General features: G+C 40.9%; 17 protein-coding genes and 1 pseudogene. 7 read left to right on the top strand and 11 right to left on the bottom strand.

Annotated elements, in window-relative coordinates; genetic code table 11:
• Positions 1 to 84 precede the first annotated feature (84 nt).
• From K8B83_RS13705 to K8B83_RS13695, 3 genes and pseudogenes are all read left to right on the top strand, one after another.
• On the top strand, positions 85 to 360 hold the full coding sequence (locus K8B83_RS13705; protein ID WP_188737082.1) for a chemotaxis protein: 276 nt from the start codon (positions 85 to 87) through the stop codon (positions 358 to 360).
• A 2-nt stretch (positions 361 to 362) separates the two neighbouring features.
• Positions 363 to 1,661 (top strand): putative metalloprotease CJM1_0395 family protein, encoded by a 1,299-nt coding sequence (locus K8B83_RS13700; RefSeq protein ID WP_223417436.1) that lies wholly within the window; start codon positions 363 to 365, stop codon positions 1,659 to 1,661.
• A gap of 1,483 nt (positions 1,662 to 3,144) precedes the next feature.
• Positions 3,145 to 3,401: pseudogene (locus K8B83_RS13695) on the top strand (group II intron reverse transcriptase/maturase); the annotation flags it as partial.
• Between the two features lie 93 nt (positions 3,402 to 3,494).
• On the opposite strand, the gene K8B83_RS13690 reads toward K8B83_RS13695, so the two are convergent.
• Complete coding sequence (locus K8B83_RS13690) at positions 3,495 to 4,736, bottom strand: lysozyme inhibitor LprI family protein (protein ID WP_188736915.1); 1,242 nt, start codon at positions 4,734 to 4,736, stop codon at positions 3,495 to 3,497.
• A gap of 244 nt (positions 4,737 to 4,980) precedes the next feature.
• Between K8B83_RS13690 and K8B83_RS13685 the strand changes: the two genes are divergently transcribed.
• Together K8B83_RS13685 and K8B83_RS13680 are read left to right on the top strand one after the other, a co-directional pair.
• Positions 4,981 to 5,871, top strand: a complete 891-nt coding sequence (locus K8B83_RS13685; protein WP_188738534.1) for a tyrosine-type recombinase/integrase — start codon at positions 4,981 to 4,983, stop codon at positions 5,869 to 5,871.
• Positions 5,868 to 6,935 carry an IS91 family transposase gene (locus K8B83_RS13680; RefSeq protein ID WP_188738536.1) on the top strand — a complete coding sequence of 356 codons (1,068 nt, stop codon included), beginning with the start codon at positions 5,868 to 5,870 and terminating at the stop codon, positions 6,933 to 6,935. Before K8B83_RS13685 ends, K8B83_RS13680 begins: the two co-directional genes overlap by 4 nt.
• Before the next feature lie 273 nt (positions 6,936 to 7,208).
• On the opposite strand, the gene K8B83_RS13675 is transcribed toward K8B83_RS13680, so the two are convergent.
• The 10 genes from K8B83_RS13675 to cmoA all read right to left on the bottom strand — a co-directional run bounded on the left by K8B83_RS13675 (position 7,209) and on the right by cmoA (position 19,874).
• Entirely contained in the window at positions 7,209 to 7,871 is a 663-nt protein-coding gene (locus K8B83_RS13675) for a hypothetical protein (RefSeq protein ID WP_223417435.1), read from the bottom strand.
• A gap of 708 nt (positions 7,872 to 8,579) precedes the next feature.
• A protein-coding gene (locus K8B83_RS13670) for an IS630 family transposase (protein WP_398409186.1) occupies positions 8,580 to 9,615 on the bottom strand; the annotation gives its coding sequence in 2 pieces (ribosomal slippage) (positions 8,580 to 9,149 and positions 9,151 to 9,615; 1,035 coding nt in all).
• A gap of 1,424 nt (positions 9,616 to 11,039) precedes the next feature.
• Positions 11,040 to 11,927 (bottom strand): LysR family transcriptional regulator, encoded by an 888-nt coding sequence (locus K8B83_RS13665; RefSeq protein ID WP_223417433.1) that lies wholly within the window; start codon positions 11,925 to 11,927, stop codon positions 11,040 to 11,042.
• A 102-nt stretch (positions 11,928 to 12,029) separates the two neighbouring features.
• Entirely contained in the window at positions 12,030 to 13,160 is a 1,131-nt protein-coding gene (locus K8B83_RS13660) for a DUF3541 domain-containing protein (RefSeq protein WP_223417432.1), read from the bottom strand.
• The gene (locus K8B83_RS13655; protein ID WP_223417431.1) at positions 13,138 to 14,919 is read right to left on the bottom strand and encodes a hypothetical protein; all 1,782 of its coding nucleotides are present in this window, start codon (positions 14,917 to 14,919) and stop codon (positions 13,138 to 13,140) included. Before K8B83_RS13655 ends, K8B83_RS13660 begins: the two co-directional genes overlap by 23 nt.
• On the bottom strand, positions 14,882 to 15,838 hold the full coding sequence (locus tag K8B83_RS13650; RefSeq protein WP_188736907.1) for an alpha-L-glutamate ligase-like protein: 957 nt from the start codon (positions 15,836 to 15,838) through the stop codon (positions 14,882 to 14,884). Before K8B83_RS13650 ends, K8B83_RS13655 begins: the two co-directional genes overlap by 38 nt.
• Positions 15,838 to 17,346, bottom strand: a complete 1,509-nt coding sequence (locus tag K8B83_RS13645; RefSeq protein ID WP_223417430.1) for an inactive transglutaminase family protein — start codon at positions 17,344 to 17,346, stop codon at positions 15,838 to 15,840. The genes K8B83_RS13650 and K8B83_RS13645 overlap by 1 nt, the downstream gene beginning before the upstream one ends.
• An 8-nt stretch (positions 17,347 to 17,354) precedes the next feature.
• Positions 17,355 to 18,128, bottom strand: a complete 774-nt coding sequence (locus K8B83_RS13640; protein ID WP_188736902.1) for an ATP-dependent zinc protease family protein — start codon at positions 18,126 to 18,128, stop codon at positions 17,355 to 17,357.
• Between the two features lie 25 nt (positions 18,129 to 18,153).
• On the bottom strand, positions 18,154 to 19,146 hold the full coding sequence (gene cmoB / locus K8B83_RS13635; RefSeq protein WP_188736901.1) for a tRNA 5-methoxyuridine(34)/uridine 5-oxyacetic acid(34) synthase CmoB: 993 nt from the start codon (positions 19,144 to 19,146) through the stop codon (positions 18,154 to 18,156).
• Positions 19,143 to 19,874 carry a carboxy-S-adenosyl-L-methionine synthase CmoA gene (gene cmoA / locus K8B83_RS13630; protein ID WP_188736899.1) on the bottom strand — a complete coding sequence of 244 codons (732 nt, stop codon included), beginning with the start codon at positions 19,872 to 19,874 and terminating at the stop codon, positions 19,143 to 19,145. Before cmoA ends, cmoB begins: the two co-directional genes overlap by 4 nt.
• Before the next feature lie 534 nt (positions 19,875 to 20,408).
• Here cmoA and K8B83_RS13625 point away from each other — a divergent pair.
• Entirely contained in the window at positions 20,409 to 23,204 is a 2,796-nt protein-coding gene (locus K8B83_RS13625; RefSeq protein ID WP_398410879.1) for a diguanylate cyclase domain-containing protein, read from the top strand.
• A 171-nt stretch (positions 23,205 to 23,375) separates the two neighbouring features.
• A complete protein-coding gene (gene aspS, locus K8B83_RS13620) occupies positions 23,376 to 25,151 on the top strand; it encodes an aspartate--tRNA ligase (protein WP_223417428.1) in 1,776 nt (591 codons plus the stop codon).
• Positions 25,152 to 25,179 lie beyond the last annotated feature (28 nt).

The following is a 25,179-nucleotide window of genomic DNA, read 5'->3' as shown; positions in this document are numbered from 1 at the left end:
AAAAACTGTACATTTTGGGTGGTTTAGGCAATAATAAATACGTAATTTATTTTTAGGTTTACGATTTACATCAGGAGCCAAATGATGCAAGTACAATCAGCGTATGCTTCAGGAATGCAGGGATTGCAAAGTGCACAACAAGGTTTAGCGCAAGCAACCACGTCAGTTGCCACACCTGATGAACAAAAACCAGCCGTACCACAAGACACTGTGACGTTGAGCTCGCAAGCAGTATCACAAAGTAATACTGCTACGGCTTTAATATCGGCGACTGAATCGGTCAATCAAGCACAGGCCTCGACTAAGGTGATTGAGGCGGCTTCTGAGTCTATTGGCAGCTTGATTGATATCGAAGTGTAACCATGAACGCGGCAATCGGTTCCGCAACTACATCTAACGTCAGTCCTTCTATTCAACAGGGCAGAGGGAGTTATTCTTCTGCTACTGTTGTTTCTAAGTCATCAAACCTTCAATCAACCACTGTTGTATCTTCTACATTAACGACTCATTCTCAACCCGCTGCTCAATTACTTGGGCAGCAGGTTTCTGTTGCGTCAGTTGATGGTGGCAAGTCGGCAATGGCGGTTGATAATGTAAATCTCACCGGCAGTTTTAGTCTAAAAAGTGGTCCAATGACAATTGCCGCAGTGTTACAACAACCTGGGCAGGGGAGCACTGTTAATAATAGACTCACTAACATAAATGCCACAGCAATAAAGGAGTATCAACCCGTAACGCAGGCCGCAAAAAGTTTGTCTCAAGTCAATTCAGAGCTACCTACCTTATTTGGCGAGCCTAACCAAAGTGTTGCTGATCAAGCTATGCCACAGGCTGTCAGTGACATTGATAATGCACAAGCTGTTGTCGATGAACAAGCAGACACTCAGGATGAGCAAAAAAACACTGACCAACGTGAGCAAGTTAGTAAGCAAATAGAGCAAAAACAGCAACAAATTGAACAAGCCGAAGCCCAGCAAATAGCTGAATTGGCTAAACGTGATTCTGAAGTAAAAACTCATGAGCAAGCCCATGCCGCAGTGGGGGGAAGTTATGCGCAAAGCCCTCGGTATGAGTATGAAAAGGGGCCCGATGGAAGGCGTTACGCTGTCGACGGTGAGGTGAGTATCGATGTGTCAATTGTTTCTGGCGATCCACAAGCAACGATAAACAAAATGCAAAAGGTGTATGCAGCGGCTATGGCACCTGTTCAGCCTTCAATGGCTGATATTCGTGTTGCGGCTCAAGCATTGCAAAATATGAATGAGGCAAAACAAGCCTTAGCGGTAGAACGTCAAGAGTCGGTAATGAGTATTGAAGATAGCGAGCAATTAACCCAATTAGGGAATCTGTTTAATCGTGCAGAAAACAGTGACCCATTAGCGCCTTTTATGAAAGATTCATCTAAAACGTCAGATAATCAGTTAGAAGCAATAACCCTTGCCGCGAGCCAATCAAGGCTAACTGCCAATAAAAGTGTTGATTCACTGCTTAGATCGTCTGCAGCGGGTTCAGTGAATGAGTTACACAGTTCAACATCTGGTTCAGGGCAAAAGTTATTCAGCCAAAACATCAATGCTGAACGTTACAATCCTTATCAAAATAAACAGGCTATTTTTAACAGCAATCAATCAGGCAGCAATGAACTATCACTTTTTGTTTAAGTTGTTCAATTTAACCGAGCTTAGTTGTTACCGCGTGCCATCTCGTTAATATTTTAATTCTTTTTGTGCAAGTGAGTTGTTTGAGTGAGTTGAATATTAATAAAAACCTACAGGCTTGATACTCATTAAGCACTTTTTAACCTGATGTTCGAGCGTAATAAAGATTTGAAAATATCATGGTTCCAATTAAATTTTTTTATAAAATTTAACTCACACTATTTGTGACAAAGGCATGTTAGCTACTTTCTCATGGTCCTAACTCTCACACCGTCCCAACTATCACACCATGCCAACTATCACGCCGTCATAGTAAGGCTTTTGAGCCTGATCCCAGGTGTCATGTTTGCTTTGAACTTTTGTGCAGGATTTACTGTGTGTGGTTTTGTTTTACCAATAGGTATCGATACTCAATGAAATCACTTCTATGACACGCGGTAAACCCATCCCTGGGCGCTCTGCGAAAACATCCATGTTTTCGAAGGTCATAGCCGCGATGACATCCGCCGTATGGGTATCTTCGATTTAACCTTGTTTGTAGTTGAGAGATTTAACGCATTTCTGGATAGGGATGTTTTATAACATTTAACTCAAAGAAACTAAGGCGTTAGGCAACGATACTCAATGAAATCACTTCTATGACACGCGGTAAACCCATCCCTGGGCGCTCTGCGAAAACATCCATGTTTTCGAAGGTCATAGCCGCGATGACATCCGCCGTATGGGTATCTTCGATTCAACCTTGTTTGTAGTTACACTAACGCATTTTTTGACAAAGCTTGGTAGCTAGTTTCTCGTCGTCTTAACTCAAATATTGCCCCAACTCACACGTCGTCCCGGTAATGCTTTTGAGCCGGGATCCAGGTGTTTTGCTTTGTTTTGTGGTTATTTACTTATGGTCTACGGCCACTAACGTCTTGGCGCTACGCCTGCACCAGTTCATGAGTAGTCAACTAAAGTAGGGTACTATTTTAGATGGTATCTAATTCAAAAAACTAGGGTGTTCGGCAACGATACTCAATGAAATCACTTCTATGACACGCGGTAAACCCATCCATGGGCGCTCTGCGAAAACATCTATGTTTTCGAAGGTCATAGCCGCGATTACATCCGCCGTATGGGTATCTTCGATTCAACCTTGTTTGTTATTGAGAGATTTAACGCATTTCTGGATAGGGATGTTTTATAACATTTAACTCAAAGAAACTAAGGTGTTAGGCAACGATACTCAATGAAATCACTTCTATGACACGCGGTAAACCCATCCATGGGCGCTCTGCGAAAACATCCATGTTTTCGAAGGTCATAGCCGCGATGACATCCGCCGTATGGGTATCTTCGATTTAGCCTTGTTTGTGTTTGTAATTGAAATATCATACGAATTTCTGGATATAAATTAGATCAAGGGACAAGTATTGAAGTGTTTTTATAAAAGTTTACCCTGACCCCACTAAATTCAAAAGTTTACCCTGACCCCACTAAATTCATAGACCATTGGATCCGACGGCGTATTCGTATGTGCTACTGGCGTCAGTGGCGAAAACCACGGACTAAGGTACAAAACTTACTTAAACGTGGCGTCAGGATCCAAGCCGCTGTTGCTTGTGGTATCACAAGTAAAGGCCCTTGGCGTAGCTCTAAAACACCGGGGATACAGCAAGCACTGAGTATCTGAAGAAAGCAGGATTATATTCACTAAGAGATGGATGGATGGCAGTTCATTATCCTAACCAGAAAGTTTAGTTAGGGGTTCTAAATGAACCGCCCTGTGCGGAGCCGCATGCAGGGTGGTGTGGGGGCTGGAGGTTAGATACCTCCGGCTACCCGATTATGCGTTTAATATTTGCACAGTGAGCCATGGCATTTCATTGTATTGAAGTCGTACAAGTTGCTATGACCTAAATTCCCCTCAGGAAAAGGCACGCCATTCTCTAAAAAGAAATTGGTTCTATGAGCACCAAATAAGCCGGCCGGAATTCTCACTTCTTTAAGAATTACATATCCTGTAGCAGAAAATTTCGGTCTGTATCTCGACTCTAGATTCCCCCCTGAAACAGGCGGTAAATCTTCTTTGAGGATATTAAATTTTAATTTTGCCCATCTATCACTGTCTTCCTTTGTTGCTTTTCGCATAAAACCTTCCGAAACTAGCTGTTCTAATCCTTTTTTGCCTGCAAGCGGTAATGATGGATCAATATGGCGCTTAATGGCATTTCCTGAATTAGTATAAAATTCGGTTTTAGTATTAAAAGCTTCGCCAAAACCAAGTTTACCTTTTTGAGCAAAAGTAACTAAGGTTACCTTCTTATCAAACAAACGTTTTGAAAGTGGGTTTAATTTATTAAGTGATTTATCGGAAATATAGAAGTTACTTTTACAATTTGGGGTTTGCCTAGAACTACTTGTGATGACAGGAACATTATTTGGTAAGCCAGTAACTACTTGCCTATGATAACCAGATGCATAGACAGCTGATATTTTTGTTTTTTCTGTCCATTTTATATCCCAAATTGATGGTTCATAAGCTCCTAATATTAAGGCTACTGGAGCATCGGGAGAGTTTACTGCCACATTAAACTTTGTCGTTTGATGGCCGCTTTGGTCAATTTGTACATTAACTTTGTAGCCACTGTAAGCACCTCCAGCATAAACAATTAAGTTTGGCGGAAATGTAACATCTGAAAAACTACACTTTTTTTCAACTTTAAAACTTTCAAGTTTAGGTTCATGTGAAAATTTTGCGCTTACTTTGTTTATTTTTTCAATTGGTAAACTAAGCTCCTCAATTCTCGACGCATAAGTAGTTACTAAGCAATTAATATTACTTTCACATCTTCTATTTCTATCCCTTAACCAAGCACGTTGATGACTAATTTTAACAGTTTTATCTGCTTCACTTAGTTCTTTCAATCGTAAAAAATATAATTTAGATAATTGTTCATCTAGCGTATTAAGAGCGGTATTTGAACATATGGTTTTTTCAGTCATGTTTAATTTTGCTGAACAATCAAAACTTGCCGCTTGAGTCTTTGCCGAAAAAGCTAATAACAACAATAGATTTAGAATAAGAAACTTCATTTGTAACAACTTCCCTGATGTAATGAATATACGCATAACGCTTTGCTAAGGGGCAATTAGCAGTTGGTTAAACTTGCGCGAAGCGCCAAACCAACTGTTAATTGTCCCAGTGAGTTTACGAACGAACTTGAGCAACTTGTTGAACGAAGCCGCTCTGCGGCAGAAAAGATAAAAGCCCATCTTTCTCACCATCATAAATACTTACTAGACCCTGCCTACCTTGGCATTACCTAGGAGTATCACCATGGAAACTCATGAACAACAACGCTTTGATTTTCTTTATCAACAACATCTTACCAATTTAACCCTGCAAGGCAAGCGACCTGCTACCATCGATGCGTACAGTCGCGCCGTTAGGCGCATTAGTGCTTATTTTGACTGTTGCCCTGATAACCTTTCAACCGATGATTTGAAGCGTTATTTTGCTGATTTAATTGCCTCTCACTCCTGGAGTACCGTAAAACTCGACCGTAATGGATTACAGTTTTTCTACCGGTATGTCCTTAATCAATCTTGGGAGTGGCTCAACATTGTTAAGCCGCCGCAGGTCAAACGCCTACCGGATATTCTAACCCCTGCCGAAGTCTCAATCGTCATTAGCCTCACCCATAAGCTGCGATATCAAGTGTGCTTTTTAACCTTATACAGTATGGGGCTGCGCCTCGGTGAAGCAATTTCATTGCAGGTTGGCGATATCGATTCAGCGTTGATGCAGGTGCATATTCGTGACGCCAAAGGCGGCAAGGATAGGCTAGTACCTTTACCGCAACGCACATTGTTAGCGCTGCGGTATTACTGGCAAACCCATCGCCATCCTCGGCATGTATTTCCCGGTAAAGACGGTAAACCAGACTCGCTGATGGACCGCGGTGGTATTCAAAAGGCCATGAAAAAGGTGATTTCTGAGTGCAACATTCACAAATCTATCAGTCCACATAATTTACGTCACAGCTATGCGACTCATTTGCTAGAGCAAGGATTAGATTTACGCTCAGTACAACACCTGCTCGGTCACAACAGCCTAAACACCACAGCAAGGTATACACGTCTCACTCAAATTACCCGTAAGAACACGGCCTTGTCGGTTAACCAGCTCACTAATAATTTGGTGTTGAAGTGGGAGTGTGACATATGAAGTTTATCGATATTTTACGTGACCATCTTGATGTGTTTAATCAAGCTTATGACGGCCAAATAACAACATCAATGCGTCAAGCGATTAATGCCATGCTGAGTTGCCGCACTCATACCCAACGCGCCAGCCTCTGGACTTGTCAGGGGTGTACTCATACAGCTGATTTTCCGCTGTCATGTGGTCATCGCAGTTGTCCCCAGTGTCAGTACAACACCACGGCAGATTGGTTAGCGAAGCAGCAGACCAAACTGTTACCTGTCGATTACTTTATGGTGACATTTACGTTGCCATATGAACTGCATGTGGCGGCTAAATATCAACCGGAATCACTCTATCCAGCCATGTTTTCAGTGGCTGCCAGTGTGCTCAAAGACTTTGCGCTTAATTCACCAAAGCTTAGCGGTGATATTGGTTTTACCGGCGTATTGCATACTCACAGCCGGCGGCGTGATTTACATCCGCATATTCACTTTATTATTCCAGCGGGCAGTTTCAACAAAACCCAACAACACTGGAAAAAGAATAAGGGCAAATACCTGTTCAACGCTTTCAATTTAGCTAAAGTGTGGCGCGCACGTTTACTGGAACAGTTGGTAAAACTGAATCTCAAACTGCCAACCTCACTGCCGAAAAAATGGGTGGTTGACTGCCAGCATGTGGGCAAAGGGTTGCCTGCACTGCAATATCTATCACGCTATCTTTATCGTGGTGTACTGCCTGACAAAAACATCAAAAGGCTCGTCGATGACAATGTGAGTTTCGAGTATGAAGACAGCCAAACAAAGTCAACAAAAGTCCGCACTTTACCCACCATAGAATTTCTCTGGTTAATACTGCAACACGTATTACCGAAGGGATTAAGACGAGTGCGCGACTATGGATTACTCAGAGGCAATGCCAAAAAACTCAGGCTACAAATACAACTGATGCTGGCGGTTGCTGGGGCTGTATTTCCAATCATTCCAGAGATAAAGCGCAGATTAGCGACGCGCCGTTGCCCCTGTTGTCAGCAACCAATGCGCTTTATGGGCATAGTGAAACGACCGACAAACTTAATACCCTGACCCTAATGTTGAAAATGATAATAAGGATAATGGCTTAACTGAATACCGTGGAGGGTTAATTTAAGATACTGAAATATAGCGAGTTAACTAATTAGCAAAGAGGCTAAGGGAACTTGCTGCCTACTGAAAAGTAGCGAGCTAACAATCACATCAAACAGCGCGTTTTCTCGAACTGTTAATTACATAATAAAGAGTCACATCTCACGTGTTCGGGCTTGTTCAACACTTGGGATAAGGACGCGGCTTCGCGCGGCCTATCCTTATTAGTTATACCTAAATTTGCTTAAGATCATTTCGCATTTGTTCTCTTAATTCATTAAATTTTGACTTGGTTAATTCACCCAACACATTCATTTTATTTTGATTTTCAGCAGCTAATGCCTGATCATTTTCGATAGTTACTTTTACTAGGTCAGACACCATTTTGGAAGATATTTGAAAAAGCTGCTCATACAATTCTTGTAACTCATCTAGTAGAGCTGCAACGGTATCGCTTGCCGTAAGTCTAAGCGCATTAGTTTCTGAACGAATAACCTGCAATTCCTTAAACCCGTCGTAAGTTATTTTACTTATCTCATTTGAAAGTAGAATTGTTGCTTCCGTTGCTGCTTGTGAGTCATTTTGTTCACAAGCCCTTTGGTAAGAGGCATTAAACCTATTCAGTATTGGTACTACGATTTCTTGGTAGTCAGTTTGGTGCCTATTGTGCATTTCGTCTATGCTTTTAAAATATGCTTCGTATTGAGATGTTTTCATCTCAAATACTTTTTTCCTGCGCTCTAAATCGAGATTCAATGACTGTTTTATTTCTTCTAATTCTTCTTGATGCCTCTTTTTATTGAAGTACAGAAATGCTCCCCATAGCCCATTTACAATCACAAAACACCAAGCATAAAACTCTGGTTGTTTTTGGATATGCTCGAAGATTAACTCCATACTTTCCCTTTAGGTATAACAGCTTATTGAAGGGCAAAATAAATTTAAAGTCGGCCCTTTAACTTATTGATTATTAACATCCTACATTTACTATCTTCTTGATGTAAAGCAGTTTTATTTAACGCCACTGACAAATAAAAGCGAGGTTGCACGTTAAAAGTGGGCTCAATATTCGGCAGGAAATGAAAATACAATTAATTCATGTGGTTATGGAGTAAACAAATTGTTTATCGTACTACTTTAGTTTACTTGCTAGCCGATTTAACTAAAAAAACACTAAAAACTATTACAACTTTTTTTGTTTACAGTACACACAACATAAAGGTGAAGAATATGGCTTACACAGGATATTTATCTGTCATTTTTAAGTCAGTTAAGATGCTGTTTAACGCTGGACGTTGCGACACGATGTGAGTGGCCGCAGGCTATGAATACCAAACAACCTAACAACCAAACAACAAAAGCTAACACCTGGATCCCGGCTCTAAAACATTGCCAGGACCACGAGCTGGTTGCAACAGGCCTTTTGACCCGACAAGAATTTAGTTGAATAATGGGAAAGTAAATAATACCATTCCGCATAACTAAGTGATCATTGTTGCCCATTGCCGATGGCACATTTTTTTCACACGCTCTTTATCTTCAATGAATGCATTCCACGCTTCACTACAGGCATCAACTATTGACTCGTAATACCATTCCGCATAACTAAGTGATCATTGTTGCCCATTGTCGATGGCACATTTTTTTCACACGCTCTTTATCTTCAATGAATGCATTCCACGCTTCACTACAGGCATCAACTATTGACTCGTAACCTTCAAAGCAACGATTAGCTAACTTATGCTGCCTCAACCAACTCCACACTTGCTCAATTGGGTTTAATTCCGGAGAATAAGGCGGTAGCTTTACGATAGATAGATTCTCAAAATCATCTGCAATATCATTAGCATGCCAACTCGCGCCATCCATAATCACGACAGCATAGCGCCCGCTTGATGTCGCCAAGGAAATTTGTCCCAAGTGTTGTCGCATTACCTCTTTATTGATGTAAGGTGAAATGAAGGCCTCAGTTGCTCCGTTTCTCGGACAAACCGCACCAAAAAGATGGACATACTCGAATTGCTGTTGCCTCACTGCGAGCGGACGGGTACCTTTTTCAGCCCAAAGTTTGGTGGTGGTATTTTGCTGACCAATACGCGCCTCATCTTGAAACCAGATATCTACATCAGCCGGCGACACAAAAACAGGGATGTCAACGATCGTTGACAAGGGGAAGTTTTTTAAAAGCCTCCATGACTTCAACATCTTGTTTCGGATGTTTAGAACGGCTAGAAAGCCAGCTAAATCCGAGTTTATAAAGTATTTTATAGACGTGATTGAGGTGAAACGAAATACCAAACTCGCTCAATATATAGCGTCGTATATCTTGACCAGTGAGTCTACCACCGACCTCTGATTTGGCAGCCTCTGTCAACATCAGGGTTAACTGTTTGGCTTGCTCGTCTGTTAATCGCGGTGGTCTGCCTGAAGACTTTTTACTCTCAATACCACTTAGACCTTGGCTTAAATAATTGCTGATCCATTGATTCACAATCCGACGACTGACCTTGGTCATAGCAGCGACTTGAGTTCTATTCGCTCCCTCAAGAAAGTGTGCTACGGCCAATAATCGCAAACGCATTCGGGCATCTGCTGTTTGCTTGGATAGCCTGATTAATTCGAAACTGGTGTGTTGTTTCATTGCTAAAAAAGGTGAGTAACGGATATAGCAATTAGATCACATTTTTTCGCGGAATGGTATAATAAACAATAGTTTATGTTTTTTTGTTTTTGGGAAATGAATTTTTATTTCTTTAAAAATGCCTAAATTCAACTCCGAAATTGAGGCCATTGAAGACTCTTTACAAAAGAATACGTGAGCTAGCCATGGCCTTTCACGCACATCTGACCCATATGGATATGGGAAATGTCACAATGATGTAGGGAACATCATTGGCCATGTGCTTCAAGGCATTCAGGCATCCTGCCTATCAGAGCCAGCTAGCTTTAGAGGGGAAGGGTCGTTCCTTGGCATCCATGCCACCACGACATTTGTGAATCCATTCACATCAGACTCCCATCTGAAGCGTTAGCATTTTCGAATAAGGCTGAAGAACACCGAAACGCGGTCAAAAGCTGGATTCAACCACGTCGCGAAATTATCGCTTTTCAGATAATTTTGATGTGGCGGCTGGGAGATCCAAGAGGGAATAGCAGTTGGTTTCCTCTTGGTCTGGTGTGGGCGAAGCGCCATGACGTTAGTGGCCGCAGGCCATAAGTACAAAAGTACAAGCAAACACCTAGATCCCGGCTAAAAAACATTGCCTGGACGACGACAAAGTATCTAACAAGCTTCCATCCAAAAATGCGTTAGATCTTCCAATTACAAATAAGGTTGAATCGAAGATACCCATACGGCGGATGTAATCGCGGCTATGACCTTCGAAAACATGGATGTTTTCGCAGAGCGCCCAGGGATGGGTTTACCGCGTGTCATAGAAGTGATTTCATTTGAGTATCTTTGCCTAACACCTCAATTTAGCCTGATTTGAATTTTTATAAATTTTCCATCCAAAAATGCGTTAGATAGCATCTAAAGTAGCGGCTTACTTTCATTGGACACTCTTACTCTGGTAGGCGAAGCGACACGACGTTAGTGGCCGCAGGCCATAGGTCGAAAGCAAACACCTGGATCCCGGCTTAAAAGCATTGCCGGGAAGACGATTAATAAAACTTAATTGAATCAGAGTAACATTTAATCTAACTTAGGATCCAACGAAGCGCCACGACGTTAGTGGCCGCAGGCCATAAAGCAACAAACAAACACCTGGATCCCAGCTTAAAAGCATTGCCGGGACGACGATTAATAAATCTTAATTGAATCAGAGTAACATTTAATCCAACTCTGGAATCAGCGAAGCGTTACGACGTTAGTGTGTGTAGGCCATAAGTACAAAGCAAACACCTGGATCCCGACTTAAAAGCATTGCCGGGACGACGAGAAAGTCAACGTAGTTAGCAAGATAACAGACTGTTTCAATGGCGTTTGTAATCCATAATTTAGATTACTTAACCTCAACTCTGGTTAAGAGCTGTTTGAAATACATTTATTATCCAGAGCTGAGGTTATTTAGCGTGCTGCTTTAAAATAAGTTCCTCAAGTAATTTAGACGCCGGCCCTTGTTGATCACGATTAGGGATCACTAGGTTTAAAATTGTTTTACGTTGAGAGCTTCCACGCAAATGTAAGCGGGTTAGTTGTTTATTCATTAGTTCGTGCTCAACGATAAAGCTTGGCATCCAACAAAAACCAATGTTTTTCGCTAAGATCGCTTTTGCTTCATGGAAGTTTGACACTGTCCATCGTTGCTCAGCTTTTAGCCAACCGATTTCATTTGTGGATTTGCCCCCAGTGTCTTTGATGACGATTTGTAAATGTTGGGCTAACTGTTTGTCATCTTCGATAACATCAAGTTGCGCAAGGGGATGCTCAGGATGACATACCAGTTCAAACTCTGCGTCACATAAGGGTTCAGCAATATGACCCTTGGGTGGTGTGGCGCAAATAGCTAAATCAACTTGGTTATTTTGAATGAGTTCGTTAGTACCATTGAGCACTGTGTCTAGAACCGTCACTCTTGTGCCGCGACTTTGTGGCAAAAATGCATTGAGTGCTTCAACTAATGTATCGATGGGGTAAACGATTTCACGTGCGATAGTTAAATTAGGCTCCCATCCTTGACCTAAGTTTGTTGCAAGTTGTTCAAGTTCTTCAACAGATTGAGTTAAATGACGAGACCGGCGTAACAACACTTCGCCTTGCTCTGTGAGATAGGCTTTTCGACCTCTTACCTCAAGTAAGTTAATGCCCAATTGATGCTGTAGCTTTGCAACAGCATGATTAAGTGATGATTGGCTTTTATTAAGTTGCTCAGCTGCTTGAGCATAACCACCAAAATCAACGACCGCTTGCACGATGCGCCATTGTTCTAAGGTTGATTTTGCACGGCTCATATTTTGACCTGTTCAATTAACAATGAATTATTTTGACACATTAAAAAGGCAAATGCAGTGCACTTGCCTTTAATTGATCTATTTTAAGTATAGCTAATAGCCTTAATGCGATTTAGAGTCTTTTGCAGCTGCTTTAGGAGTGACTAGTTTAGGTAAATACCTCTTAGTACTGGATATTTCACCTAAAAGTGGGCCTTTGTGTAAAGTGTCTGGCCAGTCTAATAGCATCATGGCTAACACGTTTCTGTGTTCACCTGAAGATAAAATCGCTTCCCCTTTAGGTGATGGGATCATGTTAAATTTTGGATTATATGCCGCAATAATGTGTTTTTTGACTTTATTAATAACCGGATTGTCTTGATTACCTGTGATCAAGAAACTAATGCCGACCTCAGTAATAATGTCTTCAGTGGTATCGACTAATATACGATCAATATTTTTTTCAAAATAATTTAAAATCCACTGATATTCCTTAGCATCTACCGGATATTGATAGTACTGGCTTGCAGCAAAAATAAAGTGGGTCATGCCGTAAATTTTGTTTTTATATTGGCTTTTATTTAGTTTGTTATCTTCATTGTCAGGATAAGTTTGAATAAATGCTTTTTTGTAAGCTGAGTAATAGTCACCAACCCCAAGTTGTTTTGCCCAAAATACATAGTTAATTAATTGAGCAGCCCAAGCTTTAATCATATTTTTGTCTGTTAATGCTGGTTGTAAATCAACATTTTTTAACGTGTTTATCATTAAATCGTGACAGGGGCCTGTAAAGCCAAATTCGTCTACTCGGCTACCAAAACGTAATAAAATATCACTGTAAAACATAAATTCTGGATACGGAGCAAGGGCTAGTTTACGCGCATCGCCACGTATACCGGGTTTAATTTTAGCCACTTCTTTTTGTGATTCAGTTTTAATAAATCCAGGTTTATCTATATTACAATAATAATAAGCTTGTTGTTCGGCAATGGTTAATAGGTCTATTAATGAGCCATTTGCGTATTTATTTTCACCTGTCATGCGATATTGGCGAATGGCATAATGGCCCTGAACACGAGGAGGGAGTGAATATAAGTTTGATTCTAGGTTAGTTTTAATGCCTTGATAAACTTGCTCAGCCGTTAAATTATGTGAATGCTTTTCAACCGCCTCTTTGGCTATGGCCACACTACTTAATAAGCTAGCTGACAATAATAGCAACGAGAGCGTATTACTCTTGTGCAGTTGCAACATGTTTTATTCTCCAAATAAGTGAATGTGGATCAATAGGGGCGCCGATGAGTTGTTCAAGTTGATCGTTAAATGATAAATAAGCTTCGTTTACAACTAATATATTAAAAATTTCTACTGCTGAAAAAGTGCTTGAAGCTTGATTGATAATCAGTTTCGCAACTGCGTCTTGCCATAGAGGAAGATAATAGCTAATTCCTTGATTAGCAATAGCCTGAAAACTATAAATTGTATCAGTTGCATTGGGCCATGGTTGGCCAAAACCTTGTGTAAAAGCTAAAGACAGATCATCTTTAAGTGTTAGCCATTCTGGGTCATTTATACTGCGTGAATGTTGGTAAAATGCCAGAGCAACTTTACTTTTAAATACTCGCATTTGGGTTTGGTAATTTTGTATCAGCTTTTCTCTTTCAGATGGAGGAGCAAAGTGTTGAAACTGAGTTAAATAATGGCTTAGCCATATGCTTGCGATTGCATGGGGCTGTTGATTTTGTGCTTTATGAGTGAGTAAGTAAAACTGACCACCTTGTGATAACGAGACTATGGCTTGGCTTAACTCATCGATTAATTGTTTTTGTTGTTTTTGCTGAGTTAATTGTATTGGAAAGCTCAGTGCATATTGCCCAAACTGATGCCCAATCACGCTTTGTCTTATGAGTTGTCCTTTAACGTGTAATTGTTGCTCTTGTGCTGTGTGTGGGTAAGTGTAGATCTCGCCAAGTAACCGCTGATGATGCCATATTCTTAATATCTGAGTATGCTGCTTTTGGTCGCCTGTGTTTTGAGTGAGTTCTGCCGTTTGTATAGCACTGTCCTTAATAAGGTCGGTGTGGATCCCAAAAACGGAGAGTTGCGATAATAATCTTGCTAAATAATCCTTGGTCGCAACCGGTGTTATGGTGGGTGACTTTTCTGTGCGCGACAGCGCCTGAGCTAAATTCCACGGGGCAACTGAAAATGATGCCGTTTGTGTGTCTAAAAATTCTTTGAGGTTGGTAGGGCTAAGTTGGCTGTTGGCTAACATGAGTTGGGCAGCATTGTTATATCCCTTATCTTGGGCTCTTTGCTGATGTAATTGATGTATAACGTTAAGTGCAGAGTGCACTTTAGATTTTGCCCTTAGCTGATAAGCAAACCAAGCTTGCTGCCTACATTGTTCGTTTGTTTGCTGATGTAAATACTTTGCAATATGAATATTAATATTGCTCTGTTGCGATTGCTCTTGAGTCTGGCCAGGTGTTTGAGGTGTTAGCACGCATTCAGTGCTGTTAAATTTGATTTGCAGTTGGCGGGTAGAAAGCGCCTGATCCACAGTTGCTTGAGCACTGTGTAACTTAGATTTTTCGATTAAATCCCATTGAGTTTGTTGAATGTTTTCTAAGCGTTGTGCAAGTTGTTTATAAGGCGATTCAAGTAAGTGCATCGACTCAATAAGCTGCTGCGTATTGTTTGAAGTATTTAAAGCATATAACTCATCTGCTAAATGCAATTGACACCATAGTAAGCCTTGCTTGCTCAGGTTATCGTTTGCAAAGGGTCGATAGTATTGAATTCGGTCGTTGATGTTATTTAATGCAAGTGTTTGTTTTTCAAACTCTACTGCATTTATTGCTGCTTTATCGGGAGATTGTTGTGCAAGTGCACTAAGGTTAGGTGAGTATTGAAGGCACTGTTCAACAAACAGTGCCAACGGATTGGCCACAGCATTCGCTGTGGCCAATAAACTAAAACTTAGGATTACTAGAGAAATGCTTTTTAGCATACGCCACGCGTTCTTCGACTGACATCGCAGGGCCTTTCATGGCTTCAACGTGTTTTAGTCGAGGTAAAATGCCTCTACCATTAGCAATTTGAATCGTTAAACCTGGGCGGGCATTCAATTCTAGTAGCAATGGTCCTTTGTTTTTATCTAATACCATGTCAGTACCAAGATAACCTAACTCACACATTTCATAAGCACTTGATGCCGTATGCAGTAGGGTTTCCCAGTGTGGCACTGTGATATTAGACAGTGGATAGTGGGTGTCTGGATGTTTATCAACAGGTAGGTCAAACTGCACTGCGTGCAAACTTTTGCCTGTTGCAATATCGAGCCCAACACCAACAGCACCTTGGTGTAAGTTAGCTTTACCGTCTGACGCCGCCGTCGATAAACGTAGCATTCCCATTACAGGGAATCCCTTAAATACGATTAAGCGAATGTCAGGTACGCCTTCATAACTAAAACCATCAAATACGGGGTCGAATTCAATTAAGCCTTCAACAATCGCGACATCTGGTTTTCCGCCCAGTGAAAATAATCCACTGAGAATGTTAGACACGTGCCGGTAAATTTCACTGTGAGTGACTTCATGACCATTAGGCTTGTAGTAACAGCCATTGTTCACCTTAGTTATTACCAAAATCCCTTTACCACCAGAACCTTTAGCCGGTTTGATAACAAAGCCAGTACGGTCATTGACCATGTCTGGGATTTCTTGAATCTTGTGTTGTTCATTGACAACACCAATGAGGTCTGGAACCGCAATGTTATTAGCAAGCGCAAGTTGCTTAGTGATCAACTTATCATCAACGCGTTTGTAAAATTTACGCTGATTATAGCGACCAATATAGCTAATATTGCGCCTGTTCATATTCAGTACACCGCTACGGCTCAATTCCCAAGGCCAGGCGTACTTCATTATTTCTCTCCAACTAGTGGTTTAAAGCGTTTTAGCTCAGTTAAACGGTAACCTGTGTATTGGCCCATCACTAACACTAAAGCTAAAATGACCAAGTGAATTCCTAAAAAGTTAAACACCCAATGTTGCACTAAGTCATTGTCCATTGCCAAGTAGGCTAGGGTGGCCACAAATAAGCTACCGCCACCTGAAACAAATACCTTTTTAGGGCCTTCTTCTTCCCATAAGATAGACATACGTTCAATGGTCCATGCAAGAATGATCATTGGGAAGAATGTCACAGTTAACCCTTCGCTTAAGCCTAATTTGAACGAAATAAGCGTGAATAAACCGATGATAAAAATAACCACAATAATAACCGCGGATATTCGGGATATGAGCAGTAAATTGAGTGTCGATAAGTAAGAGCGGATCATTAAGCCAAAGGCCACAATCAATAAGAAACCGATTAAACCGGTCAATAATGTGGTTTGAATAAAGGCTAAGGCAATTAACACTGGCATAAAAGTACCAGAGGTTTTAATGCCGACAATCACACGCAAAAATACTACCACTAATACACCAATAGGGATCAGCAAAATACCTTTAAATAAACTCTGCTCTTCAAGTGGTAATTGATAAAGTGAGAAATCCCATGCGTTATCGTTCATCATCATGTCGATTGAGGTCGCTAATGCTGAACGAGTGTCTTGAAGCATTGAAAAGTTAACTTGCGAGTTAATACCGCCCATTACATCAAGTACTGAGTGGCCAGAATATTCCCACAATACTAAAGTGTTATCACGGCCTTGTTTGTTATTTGGGACGTCAAATAACACCCACTCGCCTTTATTGTAAACTTGCACATAAGACGTTAATTGCTGACGGCGACGTTGATCTTCTAATTGTAAGCCGTTAACAATACGTGCTGGAACACCTTTTGAGTGCAGCATGTGTAAAAATAAATCAGTTGAGGTGTTTGCCGATAAAAGCAGTGCCATGTTTTGGCTTTGCTCTGTATCGTTAATTAAGTTCATTAATTGCTGAGCAAACGATAAATTAGTTGCACTGCGCCCCCATACCTCTTCGGTAATTTGTTCTGCAGCTGATTTTTCAGTAGCAGGCCACAAATATGGATCCGGTGTTACGGGTTCTTCAGTGGCTAATATCGATAATTTGCCGGTAGGCACTAATGTTACTCGATAATATAACGCTTGTGGTCCTGTGGCTTCGCGAATAGACCATACTGCACGACGATTAGCAACATCGTTTGAGATGGTTAGGCCATAACCAGGCGACGTGGCATTCTCAACAAGAACGTCAAATGCAGGATCATTAGGCAGCGAAAAGTTCACTTCTGCAGGTTGAGCACCACCAACAAAACTGACTTTTGCATCAACAGCCCAACTTTGAACTTGTTCGCCTGGTAAGAAGGGCACATTGTGCTCAATCCCACGGTATATACTGGTGCTAATACCAATAATAAATAGCAGCGCAACAAAGATGTAAAACGGTTTACGAGAATGCATTACTGATCCTATTTAATGATAGTGGTGATTTGGTTTTTGGCTTTGCCATGGATATAGATTTGGCCTACATCTACGACTGCGATGTCTTTCATAAACTTGCGACCTAGCAATAATGGATAATCTAGGTGGCTTCGATCAACAAGGTTTAAATCTGTTTCTGCTGAGTATTTTCCTATTTTTAAATGAGCGTGGATCACCGGGCGACGATCATCCTCTGACTCTACATCTTGTTTAATACGCACAAACTTTTCTACTTTTGATTCAAATGTGTTTGCCGGTTGATCAATGCCATTTGTCATTACGTCAAAGCGAACCCATTGCACGCCATCACGTTCAAATAATACGATATTACGCGCATCTAACGATGAGGATTCTGCTCCTGTATCAATACGTGTAGCAAATACTGCTTTAACTTCGTCAACATGCACACTCTCTACTTCACCTAATAAGAATTTTTCACCTATGGTGGCTTCAGAGCATTGAGCGGGTATTGCAATGGGTCTTTCTACCTGTGGCGGTGGCACTACAATCGTTTTGGGTCTTTGTGCCATCGCAGTACTTACCTGCGTTTTGAGCTTTCTCATTTCAGCAGATAGGGCGTTAATTTCTTCACTTTGTTGATTGCATTGAGCATTAATGGCATCAATGACGACCGTTTGCGAATTAAGCAAACTGCTATTCAACTCAGCATTTGTTAGCGGAGGTGTCGTTGGTTTTTGAGTTGTTGTACAACCTGATAATAAGGCTGCTGCAACGGATAGAGCAATTACCTGCTTTAACATGTCAATTCCTGTTGAATAGTATAAGTTAAACTAAATCTTGGTTCGGTTGATTTTTTGTAGCAATTATAATGGCCCGTTTAGGGGCCGGGTAACCTTCTATGGTTAAACTGACATCATTTGGGTCGAGATAATCGACGAGTGATTCATTTTTCATCCATTGAGTGCTTCGTTGTTCGTCAAGCGAAGTCACATCGATGTCAACACAACGAATATCAGTAAAATCACATTTTTTTAACCATAACATTAAGGCTGCGACAGAAGGAATAAACCATACGTTATTCATTTTGCCGTATCGATTTAACGGTACAAGTACCGCATTTTCATCACCATCGATAACCAAGGTTTCCAATACTAACTCGCCGCCCATTCTGAGTTGATCACGCAATTGTAATAGGTGATCGATAGGTGAACGTCGATGATATAATACCCCCATAGAAAACACGGTATCAAACGCATCCAATGCGGGCAGCTCTTGTATGCCTAAAGGCAACAAATGTATTGGATGTTGATTGCCAGCGAGCCTTTTAATGGCTTCAAATTGGCATAAAAAGAGCGGTGATGGATCAACCCCCACAACTCTAGTCGCTCCTTCACCTAGCATTCGCCACATGTGATAACCACTACCACAGCCTACATCTAATACGGTTCTGTTTTTAAGTGGTGCTATATGGCCTTTTACTCTATCCCATTTCCAGTCACTTCGCCATTCTGTATCAATTTCAATACCATGGACAGTAAAAGGACCTTTACGCCAAGGCTGAAATACCGCCAGTAAATTACTGAGTTTTTCGGCCTGGCCGGGCGTGAGTTGCTCACCAGAGCCAATGGTGACACTCTGTTTGAGTTCGACAACATCGGGCTGTGGGTAATTGAGTTTATTAAGGACTTTTTCCCACTTTGGCAAGTTACCATGCTTATGGTCGCGTTGCCATTGACCCAAAATTGCGGGCAAATTTTCTAACCAATGTTGTAAGTTAGAATCGGCAATGTCTTTGTAAAAAGAACTGAAGCTAATCATTTAATCGCTACCATTGATGCAAAATTGAAGCATTGGAACCACACCGATACATGAGAAAATCCATTATCAGTTAATCGCTGCTGGTGTACGTTTAAGCTGTCTGGACGCATGACATTTTCCAGTGCACTGCGCTTTTGACTGATTTCGAGTTCACTGTACCCGTTAGCGCGTTTAAAGTTTAAATGCAGGCTGTCTAATAGGTCTTGAATTTGTTCATCTTCAAAGCAGAGCTTTTCAGAAATGACGAGCACTCCACCCGGTTGCATGCCATCAAATATACGCTTTATAAGCGAATTACGATCGTCAATGGGTAAAAATTGCAATGTAAAATTGAGCACCACCATTGATGCATTTTTTATATCAATGTCTCGTATGTCTGCGCACAGTAAATTCACCTGGGTATCGCTAACATAAGCTGCAAGATTTTCCTTACAGCGTTCAATCATTGATTGACTGTTATCAATAGCATAAATTTGGCATTGTCTGCCTTCAATTTGACGACGAATACTTAAGGTTGCAGACCCTAATGAACTGCCAAGGTCGTAGACATTACTGTTAGGGGTAACAAAGCGATCTGCAAAATCACCAATGGTATTGATAATTTGTGCGTAACCCGGGACAGAACGACGGATCATGTCATTAAATACACCCGCAACTCGTTGATCAAATTGAAAGTCTGCTATTTGATCGGCTGCGTGAGCGTAAATGGTATCTTGTTGAGAGTTCATGAGCTGTTATGTGGAAAAAATTCAGTCTGTATTTTAGCTAAACATGGTTAACTCCAGCAAGCATCCTACTCATAATTTGTGAGTTTTTTTTCAAATAGTTCACCAAAGTGTTAATACTATGAATACAGATCCAGATTTAATGGTGTTAATATGCACAATAAATCATCATTGGATCACTTGATCTTGTCACCCACGTTTACCAAGCGTATATAAAAGGCGACAAAAGGTGTTTTATGTTCCAATAAAACTGCGCGACTGACGGGTAAAAAGTGATAATATTCTCAGAAATTAAAACACGAGAGTACCCACAGCTGTGGCAATTAGCATTGTTAATTTTTTTATTTTTGTTAACTATCATCTTTGTTGAGCTACAAGTGCTTAGGTTAAAAGCATAATCCATTATTTGGGCAACAAGGTGTTTAACGTAATCAGCCAATAGTCAACAAAATCAACAGGCTAACGTTTGATAATCAAAACTGAAAGTATTAGGGAAAAAACTTGAAATTGATATATTGGGTGCTGACATTCGTGTTGATGTCGCTAAGCCTTCCTGTAAGTGCAGTACATGCAAATACAAATGAGCAATCGAGGTTAAATCCACCTAAGCCATTAGTGGTGGTATTAGGTGAAGATACCTATCCTTTTCAATATTTAGATAAACAAGGTAATCCAGCCGGAATTTTAGTCGACATGTGGCGTGAGTGGTCAATTGTGACTAACACGAAGGTGCAATTTGTCGCCCGTCATTGGCAAGCCTCTTTAGATCAACTTGAGCACAACAACGCCGATATCCACATCGGTATGTCTCAAACGGCAGCACGCGCAAACCTGTTTGATTTTGCAATGCCGTTTACCTCGTTAAATGCTTATCTTTATGTACACAAATCCATTGTTAATAAAAAACAAGTGAGTGATTTGATCCCTTATCAAATAGGGGTTGTTGCAGGTTCTTCGCATGAAGTCATGCTCCATGAGCTGGAGCCTCGCTTGAGTTTTAAGCGATACAAAAACCGTAAACAATTATTGCAAGCTGCAGCAAAAGGAGATTTATTTGTTTTTGCTGGTATTGAAGGTTATCAACGGAATGTTGAGCTAGAGCAAGATATTGCAGCTAATTTTTATAGTTCATCGCGAATTTTTATTAAAAAGGTTAATTTATCGCCTGCAGTGATAAAAGGTAATCAAACACTGCTTGATAAAATTAACGCAGGGTTTGAGTTAATTTCACCCAAGGTCATTAAACAAATTGAGCGTCGATGGCTAGGCTACCATAAACAAACCTCTGGCGTTGTCATTGCAATGCAAACGGGTATAGAACCTTTTGCTGATATTGGTGTTGATGGATTACCTTCAGGGATGTTAGTTGATTTATGGCAGTTATGGTCTAAAAAAACTGGCATCAATATAGATTTTGTCTCAGGTGACATGAACACCACCATTGACGATGTCAAACGGGGTGTCGCAGACGTGCATATTGGTTACCCAGAAAGCCAAGATATGCGTTCTGGGCTTAAACAGGCATGGAATATCATTTCAGTTAAGAGTCGTTTTTTTAGCAATAATCAACAGCTTAAAAATATCGAAACGTCAGACATGAGAATAGGGGTGTTTCCTACTGCGCCCTATATTAGCGAGGTTAAAACCGCATTCCCTAAAGCTCAATTACGATTTTACGATACCTTAGATGCGATGGTTAACGCGGCCCAGAATCATGAAATTGTTGGGTTTGTTTCTTCTGCTGCAATGACATCACATTACTTACTTGCCAATAAATTGTGGGCTAATTTTCGTCAATACACAGACATCGAATTTAACACTCAGATGTACACCTTAACGCGTGTTGATGACAGTGGATTAGCGGACCGAATTGAGGCGGGTTTCAATTTAATCTCTGTAGAAGAACAAATACAAATTGAGCGTAAATGGTTAATTAACCCTGATGATAGATATTTTGCTGCGACAGCTAATAAAATTAAATTAACAAAACAGCAAAAACAATATATTACCAGTATAGGCGCCATTAAAATGGGTTACCTAAAAAACTGGGCGCCGATGGAGTTTCAAGGTAAAAACGGTCAGTTTTTAGGGGTTAATGCCGACATTAAAAATTTACTTGTGAGGCAATTAAATTTAACGATTATTCCTGTTGCATATGATGATTTTGGCCAAATGGTTAATGATCTGATAAAAGGTGAGATCCACTTAGTGGCGAGCATGGCACAAACCACTGCGCGTGAAAGTGCTCTTTCTTTTTCAGCGCCTTATTGGCCCTCTCCGTGGGCGATAGTGACGTCGATTACGCAACCACCTATTTTTAACATCTCACATGTTGTAGGTAAACGACTCGCGGTTGTTGACGGATACCATATTGTGCCCCAATTAAGACAACAATATCCTGGGATAGAACTGGTTACTGTTGCTGATACTAATCAAGGGATCCAAGCCGTGATCAACGGAACTGCGGACATGTTTGTTGAACAAGTCGCTTCGTTAGCCTCCACATTAAAAGGTGGCCAATACCCGAGTTTAAAAATGTCATTAGTTGCTGAATTAACCGAGCAACATAGTCGTATTGGTTTTTTTCCAGGAGTCAAAGAATTAGTTCCGCTTGTTGACCGGGTGTTAGCCACTATTGATGAAACCGAACAGCAAAATATGTATCAAAAGTGGGTTTCTCTTGATTTAAACAGCGACACGTTGCGTTATGAGCGTTGGCTAAAGATTTTGATTTTTGGATTATTGATTTTGACATTGATTGCTGCAGTCGTATTTATGTCTAATCGCCGTTTAAACATTGAAATCCAAAAAAGGCTTAAAGCAGAAGATAACCTGAAATTTATGGCTAGCCATGACAACCTGACCGGATTAGCCAATCGCGGCTTATTTGATGACAGATTACACCAAGCAGTGCTAACACATCAGAGGGAGAAACAGCGTTTTGCGCTCCTGTTTATTGACTTAGACGGTTTTAAAGCGGTAAACGATCTTCATGGACATCACATAGGAGATAAGCTACTGCATCGCGTTGGCTTGTTGCTACGTAAGTGTGTTCGTGAGTCTGATACTGTTGCACGTTTTGGTGGTGACGAATTTGTGCTCTTGCTCAATAATATAGACAATAGAAGCAGCGCTCAACAGGTTGCCGACAACATATTGCAAGCCTTAAAAAAACCGTTCCATATCGACGGTGTGAGTGTGAGTATTTCGGCCAGTATTGGTATTGCACTTTTTGCTGATGACGCTGATAACGCACCATTATTACTTAAGATGGCCGATCAATTAATGTATCAAGCTAAAAAGATTGGTGGTCATCAATATAAAATGAACTAACTGTTTTGTTGATTTTTCAGTCAGTCAAGCGAGATTATGTGCCGCAGGTATGGTTAATTGACGTAAACTGACTGATACTTCAATGCATATGTTTGAGTCACGGTATATAATGCCGTTTTTATCGTTTTCGATTTCCAAAAATACCGCTTTGTGGATAAAGGATAGAGTTCAATGCGCAGTCATTATTGTGGAGACATTAATCTGTCTCATCTTGGTCAAGAAGTTACTTTAGTCGGTTGGGTTAACCGTAGTCGTGATTTGGGCGGAGTTGTTTTTTTAGACTTACGCGACAGAGAAGGGCTGGTACAGGTTGTTTATGATCCAGACTTAAAAGAAGTCTTTGACATTGCAAGCACATTACGCAGTGAATTTTGTGTTCAAGTAACGGGTATTGTTCGTGCACGCCCTGACAGCCAAATAAACCCACAAATGAAAACGGGTGAAATTGAAATTCTTGGCAAGCAATTGACCATTATTAATGCGTCGGCACCATTGCCATTGAGCATGGACAATTATCAAAATAACAGCGAAGAACAACGCCTTAAATATCGTTATTTAGATCTACGTCGTCCAGAAATGGCTGAGCGGTTAATTTTTCGCGCAAAAGTCACCAGTGCTGTACGTCGCTTTTTAGATAATAATGGCTTTTTGGATATCGAAACGCCAATCTTAACAAAAGCAACACCAGAAGGTGCCCGCGACTACTTAGTTCCAAGCCGCACTTATAAAGGGCAGTTCTTTGCATTGCCACAGTCACCTCAGCTGTTTAAACAGTTACTGATGATGTCTGGCTTTGACCGTTACTATCAAATTGTTAAATGTTTCCGCGACGAAGATTTACGTGCAGACCGTCAACCTGAATTTACCCAAATTGATATTGAGACCTCATTTATGACGTCTGAACAAGTCATGGAAAAAACCGAGCAAATGATGCGCGGATTATTCCAAGATTTACTCAATGTTGATTTAGGTGATTTTCCACGTATGACCTACGCTGAAGCCATGAAGCGTTATGGCTCAGACAAACCTGATTTACGTAACCCTCTAGAACTCGTTGATATTGCTGACTTAGTCAAAGAGGTTGAATTTGCGGTATTTAACGGTCCTGCAAATGACGCAGAAGGCCGAGTTGCAGCTCTACGTATCCCCACGGGAGCTTCACTGTCTCGTAAACAAATTGACGACTACACCAAATATGCCGGCATTTATGGTGCTAAAGGCCTTGCTTGGATGAAGATTAATGACTTAGCCGCCGGCATGGATGGTATTCAATCACCGGTACTTAAGTTTTTATCTGAATCTATCGTTAATGACATTATTAGTCGCACAGGTGCTCAAACCGGTGACATCATTTTATTTGGCGCAGATAAAGCCAATGTTGTTGCTGAAGCAATGGGGGCATTGCGTCTAAAAGCTGGTGAAGATTTTAATTTATTAGAAGGTCAATGGCGCCCACTTTGGGTGGTTGACTTCCCAATGTTTGAAAAAATCAATGGCGGCTTACATGCCGTTCACCACCCATTTACGGCACCTCGTGGCATAAGCCCAGCAGAATTAGCCGCAGATCCTGTTGCTGCAATTTCAGATGCGTATGACATGGTACTAAATGGCTGTGAATTAGGTGGCGGTTCTGTACGTATTCATAATGCAGAGATGCAAAGCACGGTATTTAGCTTATTAGGTATTGAACCAGAAGAAGCAAAAGAGAAATTTGGTTTCTTACTTGAAGCATTACGTTATGGTACACCTCCTCATGCCGGTTTAGCGTTTGGTTTAGACCGTATTATCATGTTAATGACGGGTGCAACCTCAATTCGTGATGTGATGGCATTCCCTAAAACCACTACCGCAGCATGTCCGTTAACTAATGCGCCAGGGTTTGCCAATCCTGTGCAATTAACTGAACTCGGAATTGCAGTTATTGAAAAGCCTAAAGCTGAAGAATAACCTAAACCGTTCAGTATAAATCGCTCTT

The sequence above is a fragment of the Shewanella inventionis genome, from assembly GCF_019931735.1.
In the GTDB taxonomy this organism is placed as follows: domain Bacteria; phylum Pseudomonadota; class Gammaproteobacteria; order Enterobacterales; family Shewanellaceae; genus Shewanella; species Shewanella inventionis.
Note: the sequence above shows the minus strand (reverse complement) of the source record. Positions and strands in the feature narration are given on the sequence as shown.